The 18,140-nt window shown below is 69.3% G+C and carries 15 protein-coding genes; 6 read left to right on the forward strand and 9 right to left on the reverse strand.

The window, feature by feature from the left end:
* Positions 1 to 125 precede the first annotated feature (125 nt).
* From JXZ78_RS40450 to JXZ78_RS31215, 9 genes are all read right to left on the reverse strand, one after another.
* Positions 126 to 1,754, reverse strand: coding sequence for a prenyltransferase/squalene oxidase repeat-containing protein (locus JXZ78_RS40450; protein WP_050502260.1), 1,629 nt, complete (start codon positions 1,752 to 1,754; stop codon positions 126 to 128).
* Positions 1,755 to 2,323: 569 nt separating this feature from the next.
* The gene (locus tag JXZ78_RS31180; protein WP_157851509.1) at positions 2,324 to 2,494 is read right to left on the reverse strand and encodes a hypothetical protein; all 171 of its coding nucleotides are present in this window, start codon (positions 2,492 to 2,494) and stop codon (positions 2,324 to 2,326) included.
* 51 nt (positions 2,495 to 2,545) lie between these two features.
* Positions 2,546 to 4,075 carry an ABC1 kinase family protein gene (locus JXZ78_RS31185; RefSeq protein WP_050502261.1) on the reverse strand — a complete coding sequence of 510 codons (1,530 nt, stop codon included), beginning with the start codon at positions 4,073 to 4,075 and terminating at the stop codon, positions 2,546 to 2,548.
* Positions 4,076 to 4,107: 32 nt separating this feature from the next.
* Positions 4,108 to 4,473 (reverse strand): hypothetical protein, encoded by a 366-nt coding sequence (locus tag JXZ78_RS31190; RefSeq protein ID WP_157851510.1) that lies wholly within the window; start codon positions 4,471 to 4,473, stop codon positions 4,108 to 4,110.
* Positions 4,470 to 4,811 (reverse strand): hypothetical protein, encoded by a 342-nt coding sequence (locus JXZ78_RS31195; RefSeq protein ID WP_030019066.1) that lies wholly within the window; start codon positions 4,809 to 4,811, stop codon positions 4,470 to 4,472. Before JXZ78_RS31195 ends, JXZ78_RS31190 begins: the two co-directional genes overlap by 4 nt.
* 79 nt (positions 4,812 to 4,890) lie before the next feature.
* Positions 4,891 to 5,871 (reverse strand): 4-hydroxy-3-methylbut-2-enyl diphosphate reductase, encoded by a 981-nt coding sequence (locus JXZ78_RS31200; protein ID WP_050502262.1) that lies wholly within the window; start codon positions 5,869 to 5,871, stop codon positions 4,891 to 4,893.
* Complete coding sequence (locus JXZ78_RS31205; RefSeq protein WP_030019068.1) at positions 5,868 to 6,929, reverse strand: polyprenyl synthetase family protein; 1,062 nt, start codon at positions 6,927 to 6,929, stop codon at positions 5,868 to 5,870. The genes JXZ78_RS31200 and JXZ78_RS31205 overlap by 4 nt, the downstream gene beginning before the upstream one ends.
* Positions 6,926 to 8,092, reverse strand: a complete 1,167-nt coding sequence (gene ispG / locus JXZ78_RS31210; RefSeq protein WP_050502263.1) for a flavodoxin-dependent (E)-4-hydroxy-3-methylbut-2-enyl-diphosphate synthase — start codon at positions 8,090 to 8,092, stop codon at positions 6,926 to 6,928. The genes JXZ78_RS31205 and ispG overlap by 4 nt, the downstream gene beginning before the upstream one ends.
* 27 nt (positions 8,093 to 8,119) lie before the next feature.
* The gene (locus JXZ78_RS31215; protein WP_238783485.1) at positions 8,120 to 9,940 is read right to left on the reverse strand and encodes a 1-deoxy-D-xylulose-5-phosphate synthase; all 1,821 of its coding nucleotides are present in this window, start codon (positions 9,938 to 9,940) and stop codon (positions 8,120 to 8,122) included.
* A gap of 1,012 nt (positions 9,941 to 10,952) precedes the next feature.
* Here JXZ78_RS31215 and JXZ78_RS31220 point away from each other — a divergent pair.
* The 6 genes from JXZ78_RS31220 to JXZ78_RS31245 all read left to right on the forward strand — a co-directional run bounded on the left by JXZ78_RS31220 (position 10,953) and on the right by JXZ78_RS31245 (position 17,731).
* Positions 10,953 to 11,855, forward strand: a complete 903-nt coding sequence (locus JXZ78_RS31220; protein ID WP_033037353.1) for an SAM-dependent methyltransferase — start codon at positions 10,953 to 10,955, stop codon at positions 11,853 to 11,855.
* A 62-nt stretch (positions 11,856 to 11,917) separates the two neighbouring features.
* Positions 11,918 to 12,973, forward strand: a complete 1,056-nt coding sequence (locus JXZ78_RS31225) for a polyprenyl synthetase family protein (protein ID WP_030019072.1) — start codon at positions 11,918 to 11,920, stop codon at positions 12,971 to 12,973.
* A 1-nt stretch (position 12,974) separates the two neighbouring features.
* The gene (locus tag JXZ78_RS31230; protein WP_030019073.1) at positions 12,975 to 13,970 is read left to right on the forward strand and encodes a terpene synthase family protein; all 996 of its coding nucleotides are present in this window, start codon (positions 12,975 to 12,977) and stop codon (positions 13,968 to 13,970) included.
* A gap of 322 nt (positions 13,971 to 14,292) precedes the next feature.
* Entirely contained in the window at positions 14,293 to 14,997 is a 705-nt protein-coding gene (locus JXZ78_RS31235) for a hypothetical protein (RefSeq protein WP_157851511.1), read from the forward strand.
* Positions 14,998 to 15,360: 363 nt separating this feature from the next.
* Entirely contained in the window at positions 15,361 to 16,371 is a 1,011-nt protein-coding gene (locus JXZ78_RS31240; protein WP_050502264.1) for a polyprenyl synthetase family protein, read from the forward strand.
* Positions 16,372 to 16,666: 295 nt separating this feature from the next.
* Entirely contained in the window at positions 16,667 to 17,731 is a 1,065-nt protein-coding gene (locus JXZ78_RS31245; protein WP_030019076.1) for a terpene synthase family protein, read from the forward strand.
* Positions 17,732 to 18,140: the final 409 nt, after the last annotated feature.

Genomic DNA, 18,140 nt, shown 5'->3' on the forward strand with positions numbered 1-18,140 from the left:
CGGTGTGTCCGGGTAGCGTGAAACTCTGGGGTGCGGCTGGTGCCTGCAGGTTCCGGCCGGTGCCAAGGCCCTGGGGGATCGAGGGCCGCGACTTTTGTGTGTTGGCGGGAGGTGGTCGTGGCGCATCAGGGAGTTCCTGAGGGGCTGTGTGTGGTGCGGGCTGCACGAGCCGGTTGCCACGGCACCGGTGCCGGATTGGGCAGGTGGTAAAGGGTGTGCAGAGCTGCCAGGCGGGTGGCTTGCAGGATCCTCAAGGGCGCGTAGGTGTCCTTGCCGTACCACAGGGCTGGGGTGCGGTCACTGACGTGGGCGTGGTGCAGGACTCGCCGGGCGGCTGTCAGTGCGTGGCGGGCCGCTGGTGACTGCGGGGCCCCGGCGAGCAGGATCCACGTGGCGTAGGCGGTTTCCTCGGCGGTGCAGGCCGGCGCCCGGCCCCAGCGCCCGTTGGGCCGTCCGGTGGCCAGGGCCCAGGCTGCGGCCCGGGCCAGGGCCGGGCGGGCGGCGGGGCCGGCGCAGGTGGCCAGGGCCTGCGTGCAGCAGGCGGTGGCGTAGTACGGCGAGGCGTGGCTGGAGTCGTGCCAGGAGCCGTCGGGTTGCTGCTGGACCAGCAGCCATCGGAGGACCTGGCGGAGCACGGTGCGGTAGCGGCCACGGTCGCCGGCCTGGCGCACGGTGTACAGGGCCAGGGTTTCCAGGGCGTGGGCGTTGGCGACCGGGGACGGGGCCGCCTCGCCGGGCAGGCGACGGAAGTGGTCGTCGGTGTAGTGGAGCATCAGGTGGTCGGGGCGCAGGCGCTCCCTGTGGTGCAGCAGGACGTAGAGGACGGTGGCGGTCTCGTCGGCATCGAGCAGCAGGCTGGGGGCGTCGTTGGTGTCCAGGGCGGAGCGCAGGCTGGAGATGAGGGCGGGCGGTGGGGTGTGCGGGATGCGGTGGCGGGCGAAGAGGGCGGCTATGCGGGCGCGTTCGGTGATGGTGGTGGGGGCGGTCGCGGGAACCGGGCCCTGGTAGCGGGCTTGTACGCGGTGCAGGTAGCTGAGGCCGGCGCGTTGCTGTGCGCTGCCGGTGGCGGGCGAGCCGAGCCAGGCGGCGGTGGCCGCCGGTGAGCAGCCGACGGTCCCGGCGCGGGGGCGGATGCACAGGTGCGGCCGGTCGGTGGCGGGGGCCAGGATTTCCCAGATGCGCCACAGGTGTTGCGGCAGCGCCCGGCCCTCATAGACCGCTGAGCGCAGCCTGGCCAGGGCCGCGGGCCGGCAGCCTGTGGGGTGGGCGAACAGCAGGGAGGGGGCCCAGGGCAGCAGGAAGGGCGGGTTGGCGTGGCCGCAGTGTCCCAGGCGCTGCTGGACCTGTTCGATCAGGGCGGGGGTGATGAGGCCGGCTTCGATGGTGTCGGGCAGGGCCGGGGGGTGCAGGTGGTCGCCGAGAAGGTTGTTGAGCCGGGTGACGGCCAGTGCGGCGGTATGGACTAGTTGGGGGCGCGGGAGGTGGATGCTGTTGCGGAGCGTGAGCTCGCTCAGCAGGGCCTCGGCGGCGCTGAGGGTGGCCACCAGGCCGTGCTCGCCGCTGCCCCAGCTGCCGTCGGGGTTCTGGCTCGTACACAGGAAATGGAGTCGTAGGGCATGGCCGGCGAGCCAGGGCGCGTCGCTGACCAGGCGGCCGCTCTCGTAGACCGACGGGGTGCTCCGGCCGAGGTCGTCCGCGGCGGCCTCGGTCAGCAACGCGGTGGCCTGGCGTTCGAAGTAGCCGTGCGCCGTCATCGGCGGCTTCCCTGCGCAGGGCGCGCCGAGGCAGCCGACGGGGCGGGCGTGTCAGCAGGGTGCGCTGCGGTTTCTTCCTCCGGTGTCGCAGCTGTCGAGGTGTCGGTGCCGGCAGGTGGGGTGCACGACGTCGGCGGCGTGGCTGTGGAGGAGGCAGCACAAGACGGCGGCGGCGCACCGGTGGGCGGCGGGGCAGGAGTTGAGGGCGGGGCGGAGGTGACAGAGGGGGTTGGGCAGGAGGTGACGCTGACGGTGGGAGTGGCGGACGCCGGTGTGCGGCTGCCCCGGGGGGCGGGTGTTGCTGTGCGGGTGGCCGAGGGGTGGAGTATCAGGGTGACGGTGGTGGTGGGGGCTGGGACGGGTGTCGGGGCGGCTGCCGGAGTGGAGGTCGGCTGGGCGGGGGCCGGGGAGGACGAGGGTGGGGGGGTGGCCGGGATGACGCGGACCTCGGCGCTCATCGGTGGTATGGCGGTGCAGCCCACAGCGACCAAGACGGCGCAGGCCAGGAGTGCGAGCAGCGCGGTGCGCATGATCATTTCCTTTCCGCTGTAGCTGACGGGCGCCTGGGGTCAGGGGTCGCTGAGGGTTTCGAGGAAGGCTTTGAGGCCGGCGAAGAATTTGCCCATGGCGTGGATGAGGCTGATGAAGGTGTGGGCGGTCTGGACGGGGGCGATGGCGATGCAGAACAGCAGGATGATCAGGACGAGCCAGAAGAGCAGTCCGCGGGGTGTGCTCAGCACGGTGGTCCCTTCCCGGCCGGTGCCCGGCCTGCTGCTGTAGGTGGGCGGCCGTCACCGGTCGGGCGTGTGGCGGTGTCTCTTCCACCAGGCCAGGACGCCGAGGGCCAGGGCGGCATCGCGGATCGTGGAGTGTCCGAAGAGCGGCAGGCGCTGCAGGGCCCGTTTGAGGGGAAGCTGGTTGACCTGGACGGTGAACTCGCGGTTGGACAAGTCCCGCAGCAGGCCGCGGGCCTGGGGAGCAATGGTGTTGCCAGCGATGATCAGATCGAGGGCGGTGCGGGCGGCCTGTTTCTCCGAGAGGGTCTCGGTGGCGAGCTTGAAGGTAATGTGGCGGAACTCGTCCTCGAAGACGTCGATGATGGCCAGCTCGGGGCACAGGTTGCGGATGGAGCCTTCGAGGTTGGCGAAGGACTTGCCGAGCACGGAGATCATGGGGCTGGTCTTGATGCCGCGGCGCGTGGACTGCTCCAGAATCTTGGTGAGGGTGACGCCGAAGTTGAGCTCTTCGAGGGTGGCGGTGGCGACCTGGGGCACGAGGGCGGCCATGTCCTCGATGAAGTCGGTGACCTCCGCCCAGGGGGTGGCGTGGCCCATCTCGATCCAGGCTTTGGCGACGGCTGCGCCGTCGTTCTGGGCCAGGCTGAGCAGCACCAGCAGGATGCTGGTGCTCAGCGGCCGGTCGATACGGCCGACCATGCCCCAGTCGATGAGGTGGGCTTTTTCTCCGGGGTGGACGAGGATGTTGCCGGGGTGCGGGTCGGCGTGGAAGGAGCGGGTCAGGAAGTAGGAGCGGTACATGAACGCCAGCAGGTCGCGGCCGATGCCTTCGCGCTCTTCGAGGGTGAAGTCTGTGCGGCGGGCGTCGGCGATGGAGCAGCCTGGTGCCAGGGACTGCACCAGCACGCTTGGGGTGGCGGAGATGACCGCGGGCACGGCCAGGTGTTTGAAGTCGGTGATGTGTTCGCGGGCGTGGTGCATGTTGCGGGCTTCGAGGGTGAAGTCGAGTTCGGGGCGCATGGCGTCGAAGATGACGCCGAGCATGGCGTGGGTGTCGATGACGGCGTTGAAGCGCGGCGCGCGGCGGCCCACAAAGCGGGCTGCCTTGTTGAGCAGCTTCATGTCGGCTTCGATGACGGGCCGGATGCCCGGGCGCTGGATCTTCAGGGCGGCCGGGGTGCCGTCGGCCAGTATCGCCCGGTAGACCTGGGCCAGGGAGGCCGCGCCCAGCGGGTGTTCGATGTCGATGTCGCGGAAGAAGGTCGGCCAGTGGGGCCCAAGGTCCCGGATGAGCACCGGCTCGAAGACGGTGAACGGCGCCACCGAGACCCGGTCGTGGAGCATTTCCAGCTCCGTGATGACCTCCGGGGAGACCAGGTCCGGGCGGGTGGAGAGGATCTGGCCGACCTTGATGTAGAAGGGCCCCAGCTTCTCCAGCGCCTCACGCAGGGCCACGGCGTGTGTGGGTCCGGTCCCGTCGGCCGGGGGACGAAACCGGACCCGGCGGGCCAGGGTGCGCCGGGTTTCGTGGGCGAGCACTCCGGCCAGGGTGGAACAGACATAGCGCGTGCGGTTAGCGCCCATGCACGGCTCCCAGGGGTCGGCGGGGAGGAGGGTTAGCCGGGGTCGGCTGAGGCCGTGGTGGCCTGGCCCGCGGCCTGGGCCAGCAGCGTGCCCGGACGCAGCAGGCCGTCACCTGCCCCCAGGACAGCGGCCCCTACCGCGCAGGTGAGGACCTCGGCCAGGACTTGGAAGCTGCAGTCGCGGCCGGTGGCGTGGTCGTGGGCCCGGAAGGTGCGCCCGGCGCGCAGTTCCTGGACCAACCGCCCAGCACTGACGGGCTCTTGCAGGCGGACATCGTAGAGCTGGCCGCTGAAGTGACGGCTGAGGACCCGCTCGGGCAGCGGCCCCGAGGGAGTGCGGACGGCAGCGCTGCCGCTGCCGTCCGCGTGGCGGCCCAAGCCGCCAGGAGTGGCGTTCACGTCGAGGACTTGCCGGGCGCCTGGCCCTTCGCGCCCTGTGCCGGGGCGCCGGTGGTCTGCATCTGGCGCAGGAGTTCTTCGATCTGCCCCAGCCGGGTGTACAAGGCGGCCGTCTCCGCCCGCGTGACCGTCCCCGCCTCCGGGCCAGGTGGCGTGTCGGGCTGCTGCGGAGTAGCGATGTCCTTCTTGGTGTCCTTGGTGCCCAGGTTGCGGCTGATGCTGTCGCGGGCGTCGGTCTCGAAGTCACGGACTTTGTCGATCACATCGTCGATCATGGTTTTGGTGTCGTCCAGTACGTTGGAGACGTACTTGGTGATGCCGCTGCGCTGCTGGGACATAAGTCGCGCTCCTTTGCGTAAGGGGTCAGCGGTCTCCAGCGCCGGCCGGCACATGCCACCGGGCGGCGCCGTGGCGTGGTCAGGTCTCGGTGCCGTGCGGGGGGCTCTTGCGGGAGGTGAGGCTTTGGGGCAGGGCGAAGTGCTGGTGCTCCTCGGTGGCCTGTACCACTTCGACTTGTGCGTAGCCGCGCTCGGCGAGCCAGTCCAGCACCTCGTCGACCAGGATCTCGGGGGCCGAGGCACCGGAGGTCAGCCCGATGGTGTGCACATCGGCCAGCCAGGTGTCATCAATGTCGCGGGCGTGGTCGATCAGGCGGGCATCGCGGGCGCCGGCCTCCAGGGCGACTTCCACGAGGCGCAGGGAGTTGCAGGAGTTGGTGGAGCCGATGACCAGGACGAGGTCGGCGTCGGTGCCGAGCTGTTTGACGGCGGCCTGCCGGTTCTGGGTGGCGTAGCAGATGTCGTCGCTCGGCGGGGACTTCAGATTCGGGAAGCGGTTTTTGAGGACGGCGACGGTGGCCTGGGTCTCGTCGACCGACAGAGTGGTCTGGGACAGCCAGACGACTCTGTCAGGGTCGCGGACCGTGACGGTGGCGGCCTGTTCGGGCCCTTCGACGATGGTGACGTGGTCGGGGGCCTCGCCGCTGGTGCCGATGACCTCGTCGTGGCCCTGGTGGCCGATGAGCAGGATGGTGTAGCCGTCGCGGGCGAAGCGCACGGCTTCTTTGTGGACTTTGGTCACCAGGGGGCAGGTCGCATCGATCGTCTCCAGCCGCCGGGCCTCCGCGCCCTGATGCACGGTGGGGGCGACGCCGTGGGCGGAGAAGATGACGGTGGCGCCCTCGGGGACCTGGTCGGTCTCCTCGACGAAAACGGCGCCCTGGGCCTCCAGCGTCTTGACGACGTACTTGTTGTGGACGATCTCGTGGCGCACGTAGACGGGCGCCCCGAACAGCTCCAGTGCCTTTTCCACGACCTTCACAGCGCGGGCCACGCCCGCACAGTAGCCGCGGGGGGCGGCCAGCAGAACACGGCGTCCGGCCACATCGGTGTCGGTCATCGGGTGCGCTCCGTCAGGGTGCGGGCCACGTCCCGCAGGGCCTCGGCGGCGGCGCCGGGTAGGGGCGCGGCGTCCAGGGCTCGCAGGGCGGTGCGGTGTTGAGTGTCGATGAGGTTCTCGATCCGGTCCCGGGCTCCGGTATCGGTGAGGATGGCCCGTACGGTCTCGGCCTGTTCCTCGTCCAGATGCGGGTCGCCGACCAGCCGCTGCAGGGTGGAGCTCTGGGCAGAGGTGGCGTGGCGGAGGGCCAGGGCGAGCAGGACGGTGCGTTTTCCTTCGCGCAGGTCGTCCTGGGTCGCCTTGCCGGTGGTCTTGGGATCGCCGAAGACGCCGAGCAGGTCATCGCGCAGCTGGAATGCCTCGCCCAGTGGCAGGGCGTAGGCGCTGAGGGCGCTCCGCAGATCAGGCGGGGCGCCGGCGAGGGCAGTGCCCAGGTGCAGCGGGTGCTCGACGGTGTATTTGGCGGTCTTGTAGCGGATGACGGCCAGTGCCCGGTACACGTCATCGGCGGGCTGGGCTGCGGCGTCCAGGTCCATGTACTGCCCGTAGAGGATCGCGCTCCGCATGGCGTCGATGACGGGCAGGGCGGCCATCAGCTGGCCGGGACGTAGACCGGCGTCGTTGAGCATCTCCTGGGAGCAGGCCAGGGCCATATCGCCGACGAGGATGGCGGCGTTTTCGCCGAAGGCCGCGCTGTGGCGGAAGGCGGCCAGCTCCCGGTGGACGGTGGGCCGGCCGCGGCGGGTGACGCTGTGGTCCATGACATCGTCATGAATCAGGGCGAAGGCGTGGAAGAGTTCCAGGGAGGCCGCCGCCCGCACGATGGGGCCGGTCTCGCCGTGGCCGTGGCCGGCGTGCCAGCCCAGGATGCACATCAGGGGCCGGATGCGTTTGCCGCCGGCGAAGACGAACTCGTGCAACACCTGCACGGGCACCGATGGCAGCCGCTCGGTCCGGGCTGCCAGGGCCTTGCCGCGGAGGTAGTCCTCCAGCGCGGTGTCGATCTGTCGGCGCAGCCCGTCGAGGTCCAGATGCTCTGTGAGCACCGGGGCGTTCACGGTGCTGCCTCCCATCCCTGCGCGCCGTCAGCGGCCTCGGACTCGTCCGGGGTGGCCTGGGCTTCGCCGATGCGCAGGGCCTCTTCCACCAGTGCCTCGACGATCTTGGATTCGGGGACGGTGGTGATGACTTCGCCCTTGCGGAAGATCTGGCCTTTGCCGTTGCCGCAGGAGACACCCAGGTCGGCTTCGCGGGCCTCGCCGGGCCCGTTGACCACACACCCCATCACCGCCACCCGCAGCGGATACGGCAGCCCGTCGAGGGCGGCGGTGACCTTCTCGGCCAGGGTGTGCACGTCGACCTGGGCGCGGCCGCAGGACGGGCAGGAGACGATCTCCAGGCGGCGCTGGCGCAGGCCGCAGGATTCCAGGATGCCGATGCCGGCCTTGACCTCGTCGACCGGCGGGGCGGACAACGACACGCGGATGGTGTCGCCGATGCCGCGGTTGAGGAGGGTACCGAAGGCGACGGCGGACTTGATGGTGCCCTGCAGCAGCGGCCCGGCTTCGGTCACGCCCAAATGCAGGGGGTAGTCGCAGGCGTCGGCGAGCAGTTCATAGGCGCGGACCATGGTGACCGGGTCGTGGTGCTTGACGGAGATCTTGATGTCGGTGAAGCCGTGCTCCTCGAACAGCGAGCACTCCCACAGAGCGGATTCCACCAGGGCCTCGGGGGTGGCCTTGCCGTGCTTGGCCAGCAGCCGCTTGTCCAGTGACCCGGCGTTGACGCCGATCCGGATCGGGATGCGGGCGTCGGTGGCGGCGCGGGCGATGTCGTGGACCTTGTCGTCGAACCTCTTGATGTTGCCGGGGTTGACGCGCACGGCGGCGCATCCGGCGTCGATGGCGGCGAAGACGTACTTGGGCTGGAAGTGGATGTCGGCGATCACCGGGATCTGCGACTTCTTGGCGATGGCGGGCAGGGCGTCGGCGTCGTCCTGGGAGGGCACCGCGACCCGTACGATCTGGCAGCCGGCCGCGGTCAGCTCCGCGATCTGCTGCAAGGTGGCGTCCACGTCTGCGGTCAGCGTCGTGGTCATGGACTGCACCGAGACCGGGGCCCCGCCTCCGACCGGCACAGCACCGACGTGCAGCTGGCGGGTGCGGCGCCGCGGCGCTTCGGGCGGGCGTAAGGCGGGCAGGGGCAGGTCGGTGGTGCTCATCGTCAGCCTCCGAACAGTGCAGAAGGATCAGGCGGCGCGGCGGGCGGCCTCCAAGACCGCCAGGGCGGCGGTGGTGATGCCGTCGGGCAGCAGCCCGGTGGAGGCCAGCAGTTCGGCGCGTGAGCCGTGGGTCAGGAACGTGCGCGGCAGCCCCATGGTGTGGACGGGGGCGCCGATGGCGGCGTCGGTACAGGTCTGTGCCAAGGCGGTGCCCAGGCCGCCGGTGCGGGAGCTGTCCTCGACCGTGACCGTCAGCCGGTGCCCGGCGGCCAGGGTGATCAGCTCGGGCGGCACCGGCAGAGCCCAGCGGGGCGCTGCCACCGTCACCGACAGGTCGCGTTCCGCGAGCTGGTCGCGGGCGGCCAGACAGCTCCCGGCCATCGCCCCGAAACCGACCAGCAGCACATCCGAACCGGTCTCGGTGAGCAGATCCACCTGCCCCGCCCGGCTCACGGCCGGCAGGTCTGCCGGGACGGCTCCCTTGGGAAAGCGCAGGACGGTGGGGCCGTCCTGGTCGGACAGCGCCTCGGCCAGCAGTTCCCGCAGGCTTGCGCCGTCACGCGGTGCGGCCAGGCGAAGGCCGGGCACCACCGACAGCAGGGTGTGATCCCACATGCCGTGGTGGGAGGCTCCGTCCGGGCCGGTGATCCCGGCGCGGTCCAGCACCAGCGTCACCGGCAGCCGGTGCAGTGCGACATCCATCAGCAGCTGGTCGAACGCCCGGTTCAAGAATGTCGCGTAGACGGCGACGACCGGGTGCAGGCCGCCCATGGACAGCCCGGCGGCCGAGCACACCGCGTGCTGCTCGGCGATGCCCACATCGAAGACCCGCTGCGGAAACCGCTCGGCGAACAGCTGGAGGCCGGTGGGCTGCTGCATCGCGGCTGTCAGCGCCACCACATCCTCGCGCTGCGCTGCTAAGCGCGCCAGCTCGCTGCCGAAGACGTTCGTCCACGTCACAGCGGTGCTGTCCGCGGCGGCGGTACCGGTGACCGGGTCGAGCACGCCGACCGTGTGCATGTGGTCGGTAGCGTCGCCTTCCGCGGGCGCGTACCCCTTGCCCTTGAGCGTGACCACGTGCACCACCACCGGTCCGCCCACCGTCCGCGCCCGAAGCAGCGCCTCCTCCACGGCCACCAGGTCATGCCCGTCAACCGGGCCCAGATAGGCAAAGCCCAGATCGGTGAAGATGTTGCGCCGGGGTACCGGTTCCTGGCCGGCCACCGCTTGCCTCAGGGTCTGAAGGTGGCGGGCGAGTGCCCCTTGGGTCGGGGCGTAGGAGCGGCCGTTGTCGTTGAGGACCACGACCAGGCGGCGGTGGCCGGCCCGGCCGAGATTGTTCAGCGCTTCGAAGGCCAGCCCCCCGGTCAGTGCCCCGTCGCCGACCACCGGCACCACCCAGCGCCCGTCCTGTCCACGCGCGGCGAACGCTTTGGCCAGGCCGTCGGCGTAGGACAGGGCGGTCGAGGCGTGGGAGTTTTCCACCCAGTCGTGCACCGACTCACTGCGCGAGGGGTAGCCCGACAGCCCGCCCCGCTTGCGCAGCCGGGCAAAGCCCGCCGCGCGGCCGGTGAGCATCTTGTGCACATATGCCTGATGCCCGGTGTCGAACACCAGTGCGTCGTGGGGTGAGTGGAAGATCCGGTGCAGCGCGATCGTCAGCTCCACCACCCCCAGGTTCGGCCCCAGATGCCCGCCAGCCGCGCACACCTGCTCGATCAGCAGCGCACGGATCCGCGCGGCCACCGCCGGCAACTGCTCCAGCGGCAGCGCCTGCAGCACCCGCGGCGACCACCGCCCCGGCTCGCTGGCCACGTGGCCGTTGACGTGTTCGTTCGTCGAAGGCAATCCACCAGGACGCATGACTTCCTCTCAGCAAAGAGGACTGCGAGAAACTGTGGGGCCTTCACGGCCCGCTCACTGAGCGCCTGCGCGGGGACATCATCCGGCATCGACAGGCTAGGCCCCCTGCCCGGGTGTGCGCCGTACGCGGCGCCCGGACACCGTCCCGTTCTCCCCAACGAGGCGGTCCGCAGGCCCTACGAGCCCACCGCAGAACCGAGAACCTGACAACCCACCGCCAGGCGGCGCACAGGCGTATCCCTCCCCGCCGCCCGGGCCGCGCACGCGCTCCGCCACACAGCCCATGCGCCGCCCCGTAAAGTGCTCCGGCGTACGCTGCCCCGGCCGCACCCCATCCGCCCGCCGCCCCGTAGGCCAAGGCATCCCGCCGTCTCGGGGCCACTTCACCCCGCGCCCTGCGGTCACCGGGGCCCTGCCAGCCCGCCCCGCCGGCCACGCCCTGCCCATTAGCACCGCGCCCGGGGGCGCACAGCCCACCGGTCCTGCGCCACCCCGTGCTTCACCAAAACCTGCGTATGCCGCCGTACGCCCTAGACGTCTCGATGGATTCGCGCAGTGTCTGGCGCGGCCCGCACATCCGTCCTAGCGTCATGGGTTGGCAGACGAGACATGCCCGATCAGCAATCAGCGGCGGCAGATGTCATGTCAAACCGGCCGCTGGCTCGCACTCGCCCGACGGCATCACGGGCCCACCGTTCTTTTGCCGAGCCGAACGCCGCAGCAGACGCTTAGTTGAAAGCTACCGTATCGGCGCTGCCAGCGTAAGTGAACTGCCGCAATGATTCGGCGGAGCAGTCACCGGCACACCTCCCGGTGCGGACGCCGGTTCGCCGGCCATCGAAGAGCCGGGGCCGAGCTGCCACAACGTCTCAAATACTCACCTGACTCCGTCACAGCACGTCTGCACATCCGCCGCAGGCGCCATATGCCGGGCTGCCCCACAACGCGGGGCAGCACCCGTCACCGCACGGTCCAACCAGTCACGGAAGGCGACATCATGTCCTCTGAGCCAACTGCTGCCCTGCGCACTCCGCTGGAGCAGGCCGCGTTCGACTACTACGACAACAAACGCGACGACCCCATCAACCTCAAACTCGGCGAGACCGACGGCTTCTACCACCACCACTTCGCCGTCGGTGACTTCGACCGCAAGGTCCTGCTCACCTCCGGCGAAGAACGCGCCCAGGCCATCAACGCCGAACTCCACCGGATGGAAACCCGGCAGGTCGACGCCCTGAGCGAGGCCCTGGGGCCGGTCGCACCCCAGGCGCGCATCCTGGACGGCGGATCGGGCCGTGGCGGCACGGCCATCCTGCTCCACAAGGCGTTCGGCTGCCGCGTGGACGGGGTCAACATCTCCGCCTACCAGAACGAGTTCGCCCGCCGGCAGGCCCAGGAGCACAACTGCGCGGAGAAAGTGCACTTCCACGACCGCAACATGGCCGCCACCGGCTTCCCCGACGCCTCCTTCGACTACGTGGTCACCAACGAGACCACCATGTACGTCGACCCGTACGAGACGTTCGCCGAGTTCGCCCGTCTCCTCAAGCCTGCGGGGCGCTACGTCCTGCTGACCTGGTGCAACAACGACGTGCTCGCCCCTCATCCGCCCGAGGCGACCGCGATCGACGCGCACTATCACTGCCACACCCACCGCCGCACCACCTACCTCAAGGCCCTGATCGAAAGCGGCCTGATCCCCTACCAGGTCGACGACCTCACCCAACCCGCCACTCCCTACTGGGAACTGCGCTCCTACTCCCGCTACGCCACAGGGATCGAGCAGCACTACCTCGACGGCTACCGCAGTGACCGCGTCAACTACATCCGCATCGCCTCTCGCCGCGGCGCCGTACCGCCTTCCGACACGCCCACCACCGCGGGCGCCGCCGCCCACTGAGCCAGACCGTTCCGCGCCCCCGGCCCGACACGTCCCTTCACACGAGGCAAGGATCGACGAGCATGACCACACCCGATGCGGCCGCCCCTCCGCCCCTGCCCGATGTCATCCTCCACGCCCGCGAGTTCGCCCGCCGAGGACTGGAGGAGGCCCTCGCGCGCCTCCACCCCGACCTCGCCCGTATCTGCGGGTACTACTTCGGGTGGAACGACGCCGAGGGGACGGCCACGAACCGTCGCGGCAGCCGCACCCTCCAGGCCGCCATGGTCATGCTCGCCGCCCGGGCCACCGGGCAAGATGAGGCAGCCGCCGCCCCCGGCGCTGCCGCGGTCGAGCTGACCCACAACTTCTCTCTCCTGCACGACGACATCGCCGACGGCGACGAGATCCGTCGTGACCGGCCCACCGCCTGGGTCGCCTTCGGCACCGGTCCTACCCTCGTCGCCGGCGATGCGCTGTTCAACGAAGCCGTGCGCCTCCTCGCTGCCACCCAAGCGGCCACTACCGCGGTCAGGGTGTTCACCGACGGCGTCGCCCACATGATCCACGCCTGGGCCAGCGAACCCGCCTTCGACCGTACCGACCCCCTCGATATCAGCCTCGACGCCTACCTGGAATGCTGCCGCGGCAAAGGCGGCGCCCTGCTGGGCACCGGGGCAGTCCTGGGCACCGTGCTGTGCGGTAAACCCGCCCAGGACGGCGACCTACTACGCCGCGCCGCCCACCACGCCGGCACCGCCTGGCAGGCCGTCAACGACCTGGAAAACATCTGGGGCAACGCCGCCCTGGTCGGCAAACCGGGCTTCCAGGACCTGCGGCTGCGCAAGCACACCCTCCCCGTCATCACCGCCATGCAGTCCCAGCATCCCCACACCCGACACCTGCGGCAGCTCCTGGCACAGCCGGCCCCCGACGACAACGCCTTGCAGACCACAGCCGATCTGCTGGAAGAGCTCGGCGGCAAAGCCGCCACCGAACGGGTCGCCCAACACCACCTCACCCAGGCCCTGGCCACCCTCGACGAAGCCTCTCTGCCCAAGGCAGTCCACGAGGACCTGGCCGAACTGCTGCAATTCACCGTCACCCGCCGCCCCAGCCCACACGGAAGGCGGGCCTGACATGCCCCGGAACATCCCACTGGCCATGCCCCTGCCCCACCAGCCGCTCCCCAGCGGCCTGGAACAGGTCCGCGAAGCCCACGTGGAATGGCTGCACCGGCACGGCCTGCTCCCGACCGAGCAGTCGACCGAGCGCTATCTGCGCTCAGCAGTCGCCGACATCGCCGCCTACGGCGACCCCAACAGCGAGGACCTGCTGCTGTCGTTCCACGTATGCGGATGGCTCTTCCTCTACGACGACTTCATGGACGCCCCCACGGGCCCCGCCCCCGGCCACGCTGAAACCGTAACCGCCGAACTGACCAGCATGCTGTACCGAGCCTCCACACCGTCCACGCCCCTCACGTCCGCATTCGCCGACCTGTGGAGACGCCTGTGCGCGGGCATGTCCGAATCCTGGCGTCTGCGCATGGCCTGGATATGGCAGGAGGTCTACGCCGGCATGCTCGCCGAGACAGTGAACCGCCGACTCGATGTGACCTTGTCCTACCACGAGCACTTGCGCGTCAGGGACATGAGCATCGGCACCACGTTGGTAGCGGCCGTCGCCGAACGCACTGGTGGCTACGAAGTCCCCGTGAGTATCTGGCCTGCCGCCTACCTCAGCACGCTGCGCCATCACGTGACGCGCCACATGCTCTTGACGAACGACATCTTCTCGCTGGAGAAAGAAAGCGCCCGCGCCGACGCCAACCTGGTCTCCCTCGCCATGCGGGAACGACACCAGACACGCGAACAGGCCCTGCAAGCGCTCAAAGAAGCCGCCGACCGGCACATCCAGCAGCTCCACACACGCAGCGCCGCCGTCAACGACTTCTGCGACCGCCTCCACCTGCCGCAGTCCGCACGCCAAGCAGTGACCCGGCACGTAGAGGCCCTGCGCGCATGGGCACGCGGAGCCTATGACTGGCAGTGCACCACCGCCCGATACGGTCCCGAAGAAGCCGCCTGCTCCGCTCCGGACCAGCCCGGCTACCTCAGCCCGTCCCAGCCATGACCCCTCGCAGGCCCTGAGGCCCGAGCTGCCGTCCTCTCGCGTGGCATTACGTGGTCCGGCCGAGCGCTGGACACCGCCCCGAAGCCGCACGGCCGCAACGGGGGCCGCCGCGCTGGGATACTCCGGCCGACCATGCCGTGCCTGGTCGCACGATGAGCAACTGGCGGTGCACTAGGGCCTCTACGCCCGCCGGCCCGCGCTGGCTTATCCGGCGGGCCAGGCGGCGCCAGCCATCCTTGCTCAGCCGCAGGTCGGACGTGATCGGCGAGGCGTCTTCGCGGGCCATGGCAAGTTCGCCACGCACGACCGACAGGAGGGTATTTTGTTCAGCATCCTGCTGCTTGCCGCTGTAGCCATTACCGTCTCGTGGTTTGCCTGCGCTGTACGGGACGGCTTCCGAGACCGTTCCTACGCTGTGCCTGCCAGCGCAATCTGCTTTGCCTTCTCCGTAGACGTTTCCGTCGCTGCCGGGAGTTACGATCGCTGGTTTCCTTCTGTGCCCATGTGGGTGCTGGGTAGCGTGTTCGTAATTCCCGATGTGCTCCTCATATGCCAAGTGCTCGCATACGGCCCGAAGGACTTTCCCCGGATTACACCGAAAGCGTTTCGCTGGATGTTCCTTATTGCGATGGCACTCGGCGCCGGAGCCGCCCCCGTGCTCAGCCGCAGCCTGCATGACACCCACGGAGTCTATGCGGCCGTGGCAGCGATTCTCGTCGTCTCGGTGTGCTACCCGGTCATGCTCTACAACCGCGGAAGCGTGCAGGGGCAGTCAGTGACGGTGGCCAGCCTGTGGCTGCTCCTCACGGTCATAGCGCCCAATACCTTCTTTCTTGCCCCTCCCGAGTTCCGTCTGACGGACCGCTGGCTGCTCGGCTACATGGGAGCCGTCTCGACCATTCTTGCTTCTTCCTACCTGATTGCCGTGATACTTCTGCGCGCCGGAAAGATCCAATTCAGGGGGAGGGTGCACGCCTGCACAGCTAAGCCTTCGGGTTCCGCTCCTCAAGGGCCTCTTTCAATGTGAAGATCTGTGGGCGGCTATTCCCATTCAGCGATGAGAGATGTCGGTCGCTGGCTGCTCCTGCTTCAGGCCGCATGTAGTCATCCTTCATGCCGCGCGTGGGCAATCGCGACGGCGGACGCCGTCAGTTGCTGCTGTATCTCCCCGGTCCGGCCGTCTGCCACCGGCCGGGCCGGGGCGGTAACGCCCACGCCACTGCTCTTCGCTCAGTTCCGCGCTGGTGCAGCAGGCGACTGCAGAAGCACTCCTTTCAAGGCGGTTGGTATGCCTCGCACCTCGCAATCCCCACAGAGCGGCACTTCGTCAGCCGCTGCCCCGGCCGTTCCGCAGGTTACGCAACGAGCCCGCGATTACGTACGCCCGGCCTTGGAAGCAGCAGTCGCCCCGCTTCCTGCCGCTCTGGCGCGCGTATGCGGCTACTACTTCGGCTGGTGCGACGCCGACGGATCCCCCACCACCGGCCGCGGCGGCCGCTGCCTGCAGGCGACCATGGTGCTCCTTACCGCCGAAGCGACCGGTACCGACCCTCATGACGCACTGCCCGCCGCGGTCGCGGTCGAGTTCCTGCACAACGTGTCACTGCTGCACGACGACGTGGTCGACCAGGACAGCATCCGCCGCGGCCGGCCCACCGCCCTGGCCGCCTTCGGGGCCGGCACCTCGGTGGTGGCCGGGGACGCCCTGTGGGCGGCGGCCTTCGATGCTGTGCTGCACAGCGGCAGCCCAGCGGTTCTCCAGGCGGTGACGGAACTCAACACCACGGTGTCGGCTCTCATTCACACCGCGGGCCGGGAGGTGCTCTTCGACCGCACCCCCGCCCAGGAGATCCCCCTCTCGGACTACCTGGCCGTCTGCGGCGCCAAGGGAGGCGCCCTCCTGGGCGTATCGGCCGTCCTCAGCGCTCTGCTCACCGAAGGCGACCTGAATACCGCCCACCTGCTGCGCCGCGCCGCGCACCACGCGGGCACCGCCTGGCAGGCGGTCAACGACCTGGAGAACATCTGGGGCGACGAAACCTTGGTCGGCAAGCCCTGCTACCAGGACCTGCGTGCGGGCAAGAACACCCTCCCGGTCATCCTCGCCGCGCAGCACGATCCGGCTGTCGTGCCTGAACTCACCACGCTGCTCGGCGACCCACCGCACACCCGCGACGCCCTGAAGGCAGCCGCCCGGCTGCTGGAAGACGCCGGCGGGCGCGCGAGAGCCGAAGCCGTCAGCCGGCAGCACCTTGAGATGGCCCTGACTCAACTCACCGCCACTTCCCTGCCCGCACCGGTACGCGCCGACCTCGAAGACCTCCTCAACTTCACGGTGACCCGAACTGTCCGCCCAAGGCCCTCGGGCCCCCGGAGCCAAACGCACGGCGCCGGCGACTGACAGCGCCAGCCGCATCGAGGTGCCGCTACGGACGCGAGGGCCGAGAGAACGACAAGCTCCGGGCCATGTCCGATAGCCCGGTGCCGTGTGATAACCCGAACGCAGAATCACCGCAGCCAACACCCGGACCAGCGCCCATACAGAGACTACGGACCGCGCCCGGCCCTGCCATGCATACCGCGCCCGCACGCCAGTCACTGCAGAGCCCCTTTCGCATCACACGCCCAAGCGCCCAAGCGTCAGCAGCCCTTCCGCCCCGCCTTCGGTGCAAGAACAGAGCCGTTCAGGAGGTTCGATGGACACCAGCAATTCCTATGAGCTCCCGCCGTTCTGGACCCCTCACCCGGCGCGCCTCCACCCCGCCGCTGACGTGCTGGAACAGCATTCCCTGCGATGGATGACGCAACTCGACTTCTTCGGCGAACCCGGCCGCCGCAAAACCATGGCGGCCGCACGCAGTGGTTTACTCGCTGCCTACCTCACACCGGGCGCTCCCGTCGACCGGGTGCAGCTGTACGCCGACTTAATCTGCTGGCTGCACTGCTTCGACGACTGCCACGTTGACGATCCGCAGTGGGAGCCGTCGCGCCTGGCCGACCTCGCGCGCCGCACCGGAACCCTGGTCCGTGCGCTGCAAAATCCGGGGACACCGCTCCGAGTGGACGATCCGTTCGTTGCCGCACTGGTGGAACTCAGCGAACGGTTTCGCAGCGCTGCCACCCCCGCCCAGCACAAGCGATGGCGTGAAGGTTTCGCCCCGTACTTCTCCGCACACCTGTGGTTGCTGTCCCACCACGTCAACCAAACCAGGCCGACGCTCGACGAATACCTGGCACTGCGCACCGTCGCCAGCGGCACCCACCTGGTGGCCTACACACATGAGATCGTTAACGGCCCAGAAATTGCGGTGCACGAGTGGGCTCTGCCGCCCCTTTGGGCCTGCGTGGAAATAGCTTATGCCGTAGGTAACTTCGACAACGACATTGTTTCCCGCGCCAAGGAAGTGCAAGACAATGAGACAGGTCACAATCTCGTCGACATTGTCGCAGTGGAACAGAACCTGCCCCTTTCCGAGGCGCTGCGCGCGGCCATGGCGATGCGGGACAGGATGCTGGCCCGATTTCTGGTCCAGTACCGGCTTGTGCGCCCCCTGGTATCTCCCAGCGCCGCCAGGTGTCTCGACGACTGGGCCGGCCTTCCCGCAGGCGCACTCGAGATGCAACGGCGCTCACCCCGCTATGCCGTAAACGGGCACACCGGCATCCGCTACACCGACACCCCATCGGACACCAGCATCGAGCCCCTGCCCTACAGCTCCGTCGCCTGGTGGTGGGAAACTCTCGACAACAGTCCGAGCTGAAGCGGCCTTTAGCCGTGCCCTGCCCACGAGGCCGGAGCCGACATCGAAACCGCTGTGCGGCTGACACCGACTGTCAACGCTGAGGGCCTGCCGGTGTGCAACTGCCGTGGCAGGGCCGCGGATACGCGGGCGTCGCCGCGCGACACCCCTTACGGAGCCTGAGGCGCAACGCGGGACCGGAGTCAAAGGAACAGCGCGTCAGGTCGGCACTTCTTCGCCGACTCGCGCACCTCACACCGCGGTGCGCACCAGGCAGAGGTACTCACCTAGCGAGGCAGGAATCATGACGGACACCCTCGCTGACCCGCATCTGCGCTTCACCCCCGCCCCGCTCACCGGCGGCGGCGACGGGCCGCGCGACATCGTGATCCTCGGCTCGACCGGCTCCATCGGCACCCAGGCCGTCGAT

The sequence above is a fragment of the Streptomyces monomycini genome (genome assembly GCF_022271435.1).
Lineage (GTDB): Bacteria > Actinomycetota > Actinomycetes > Streptomycetales > Streptomycetaceae > Streptomyces > Streptomyces monomycini.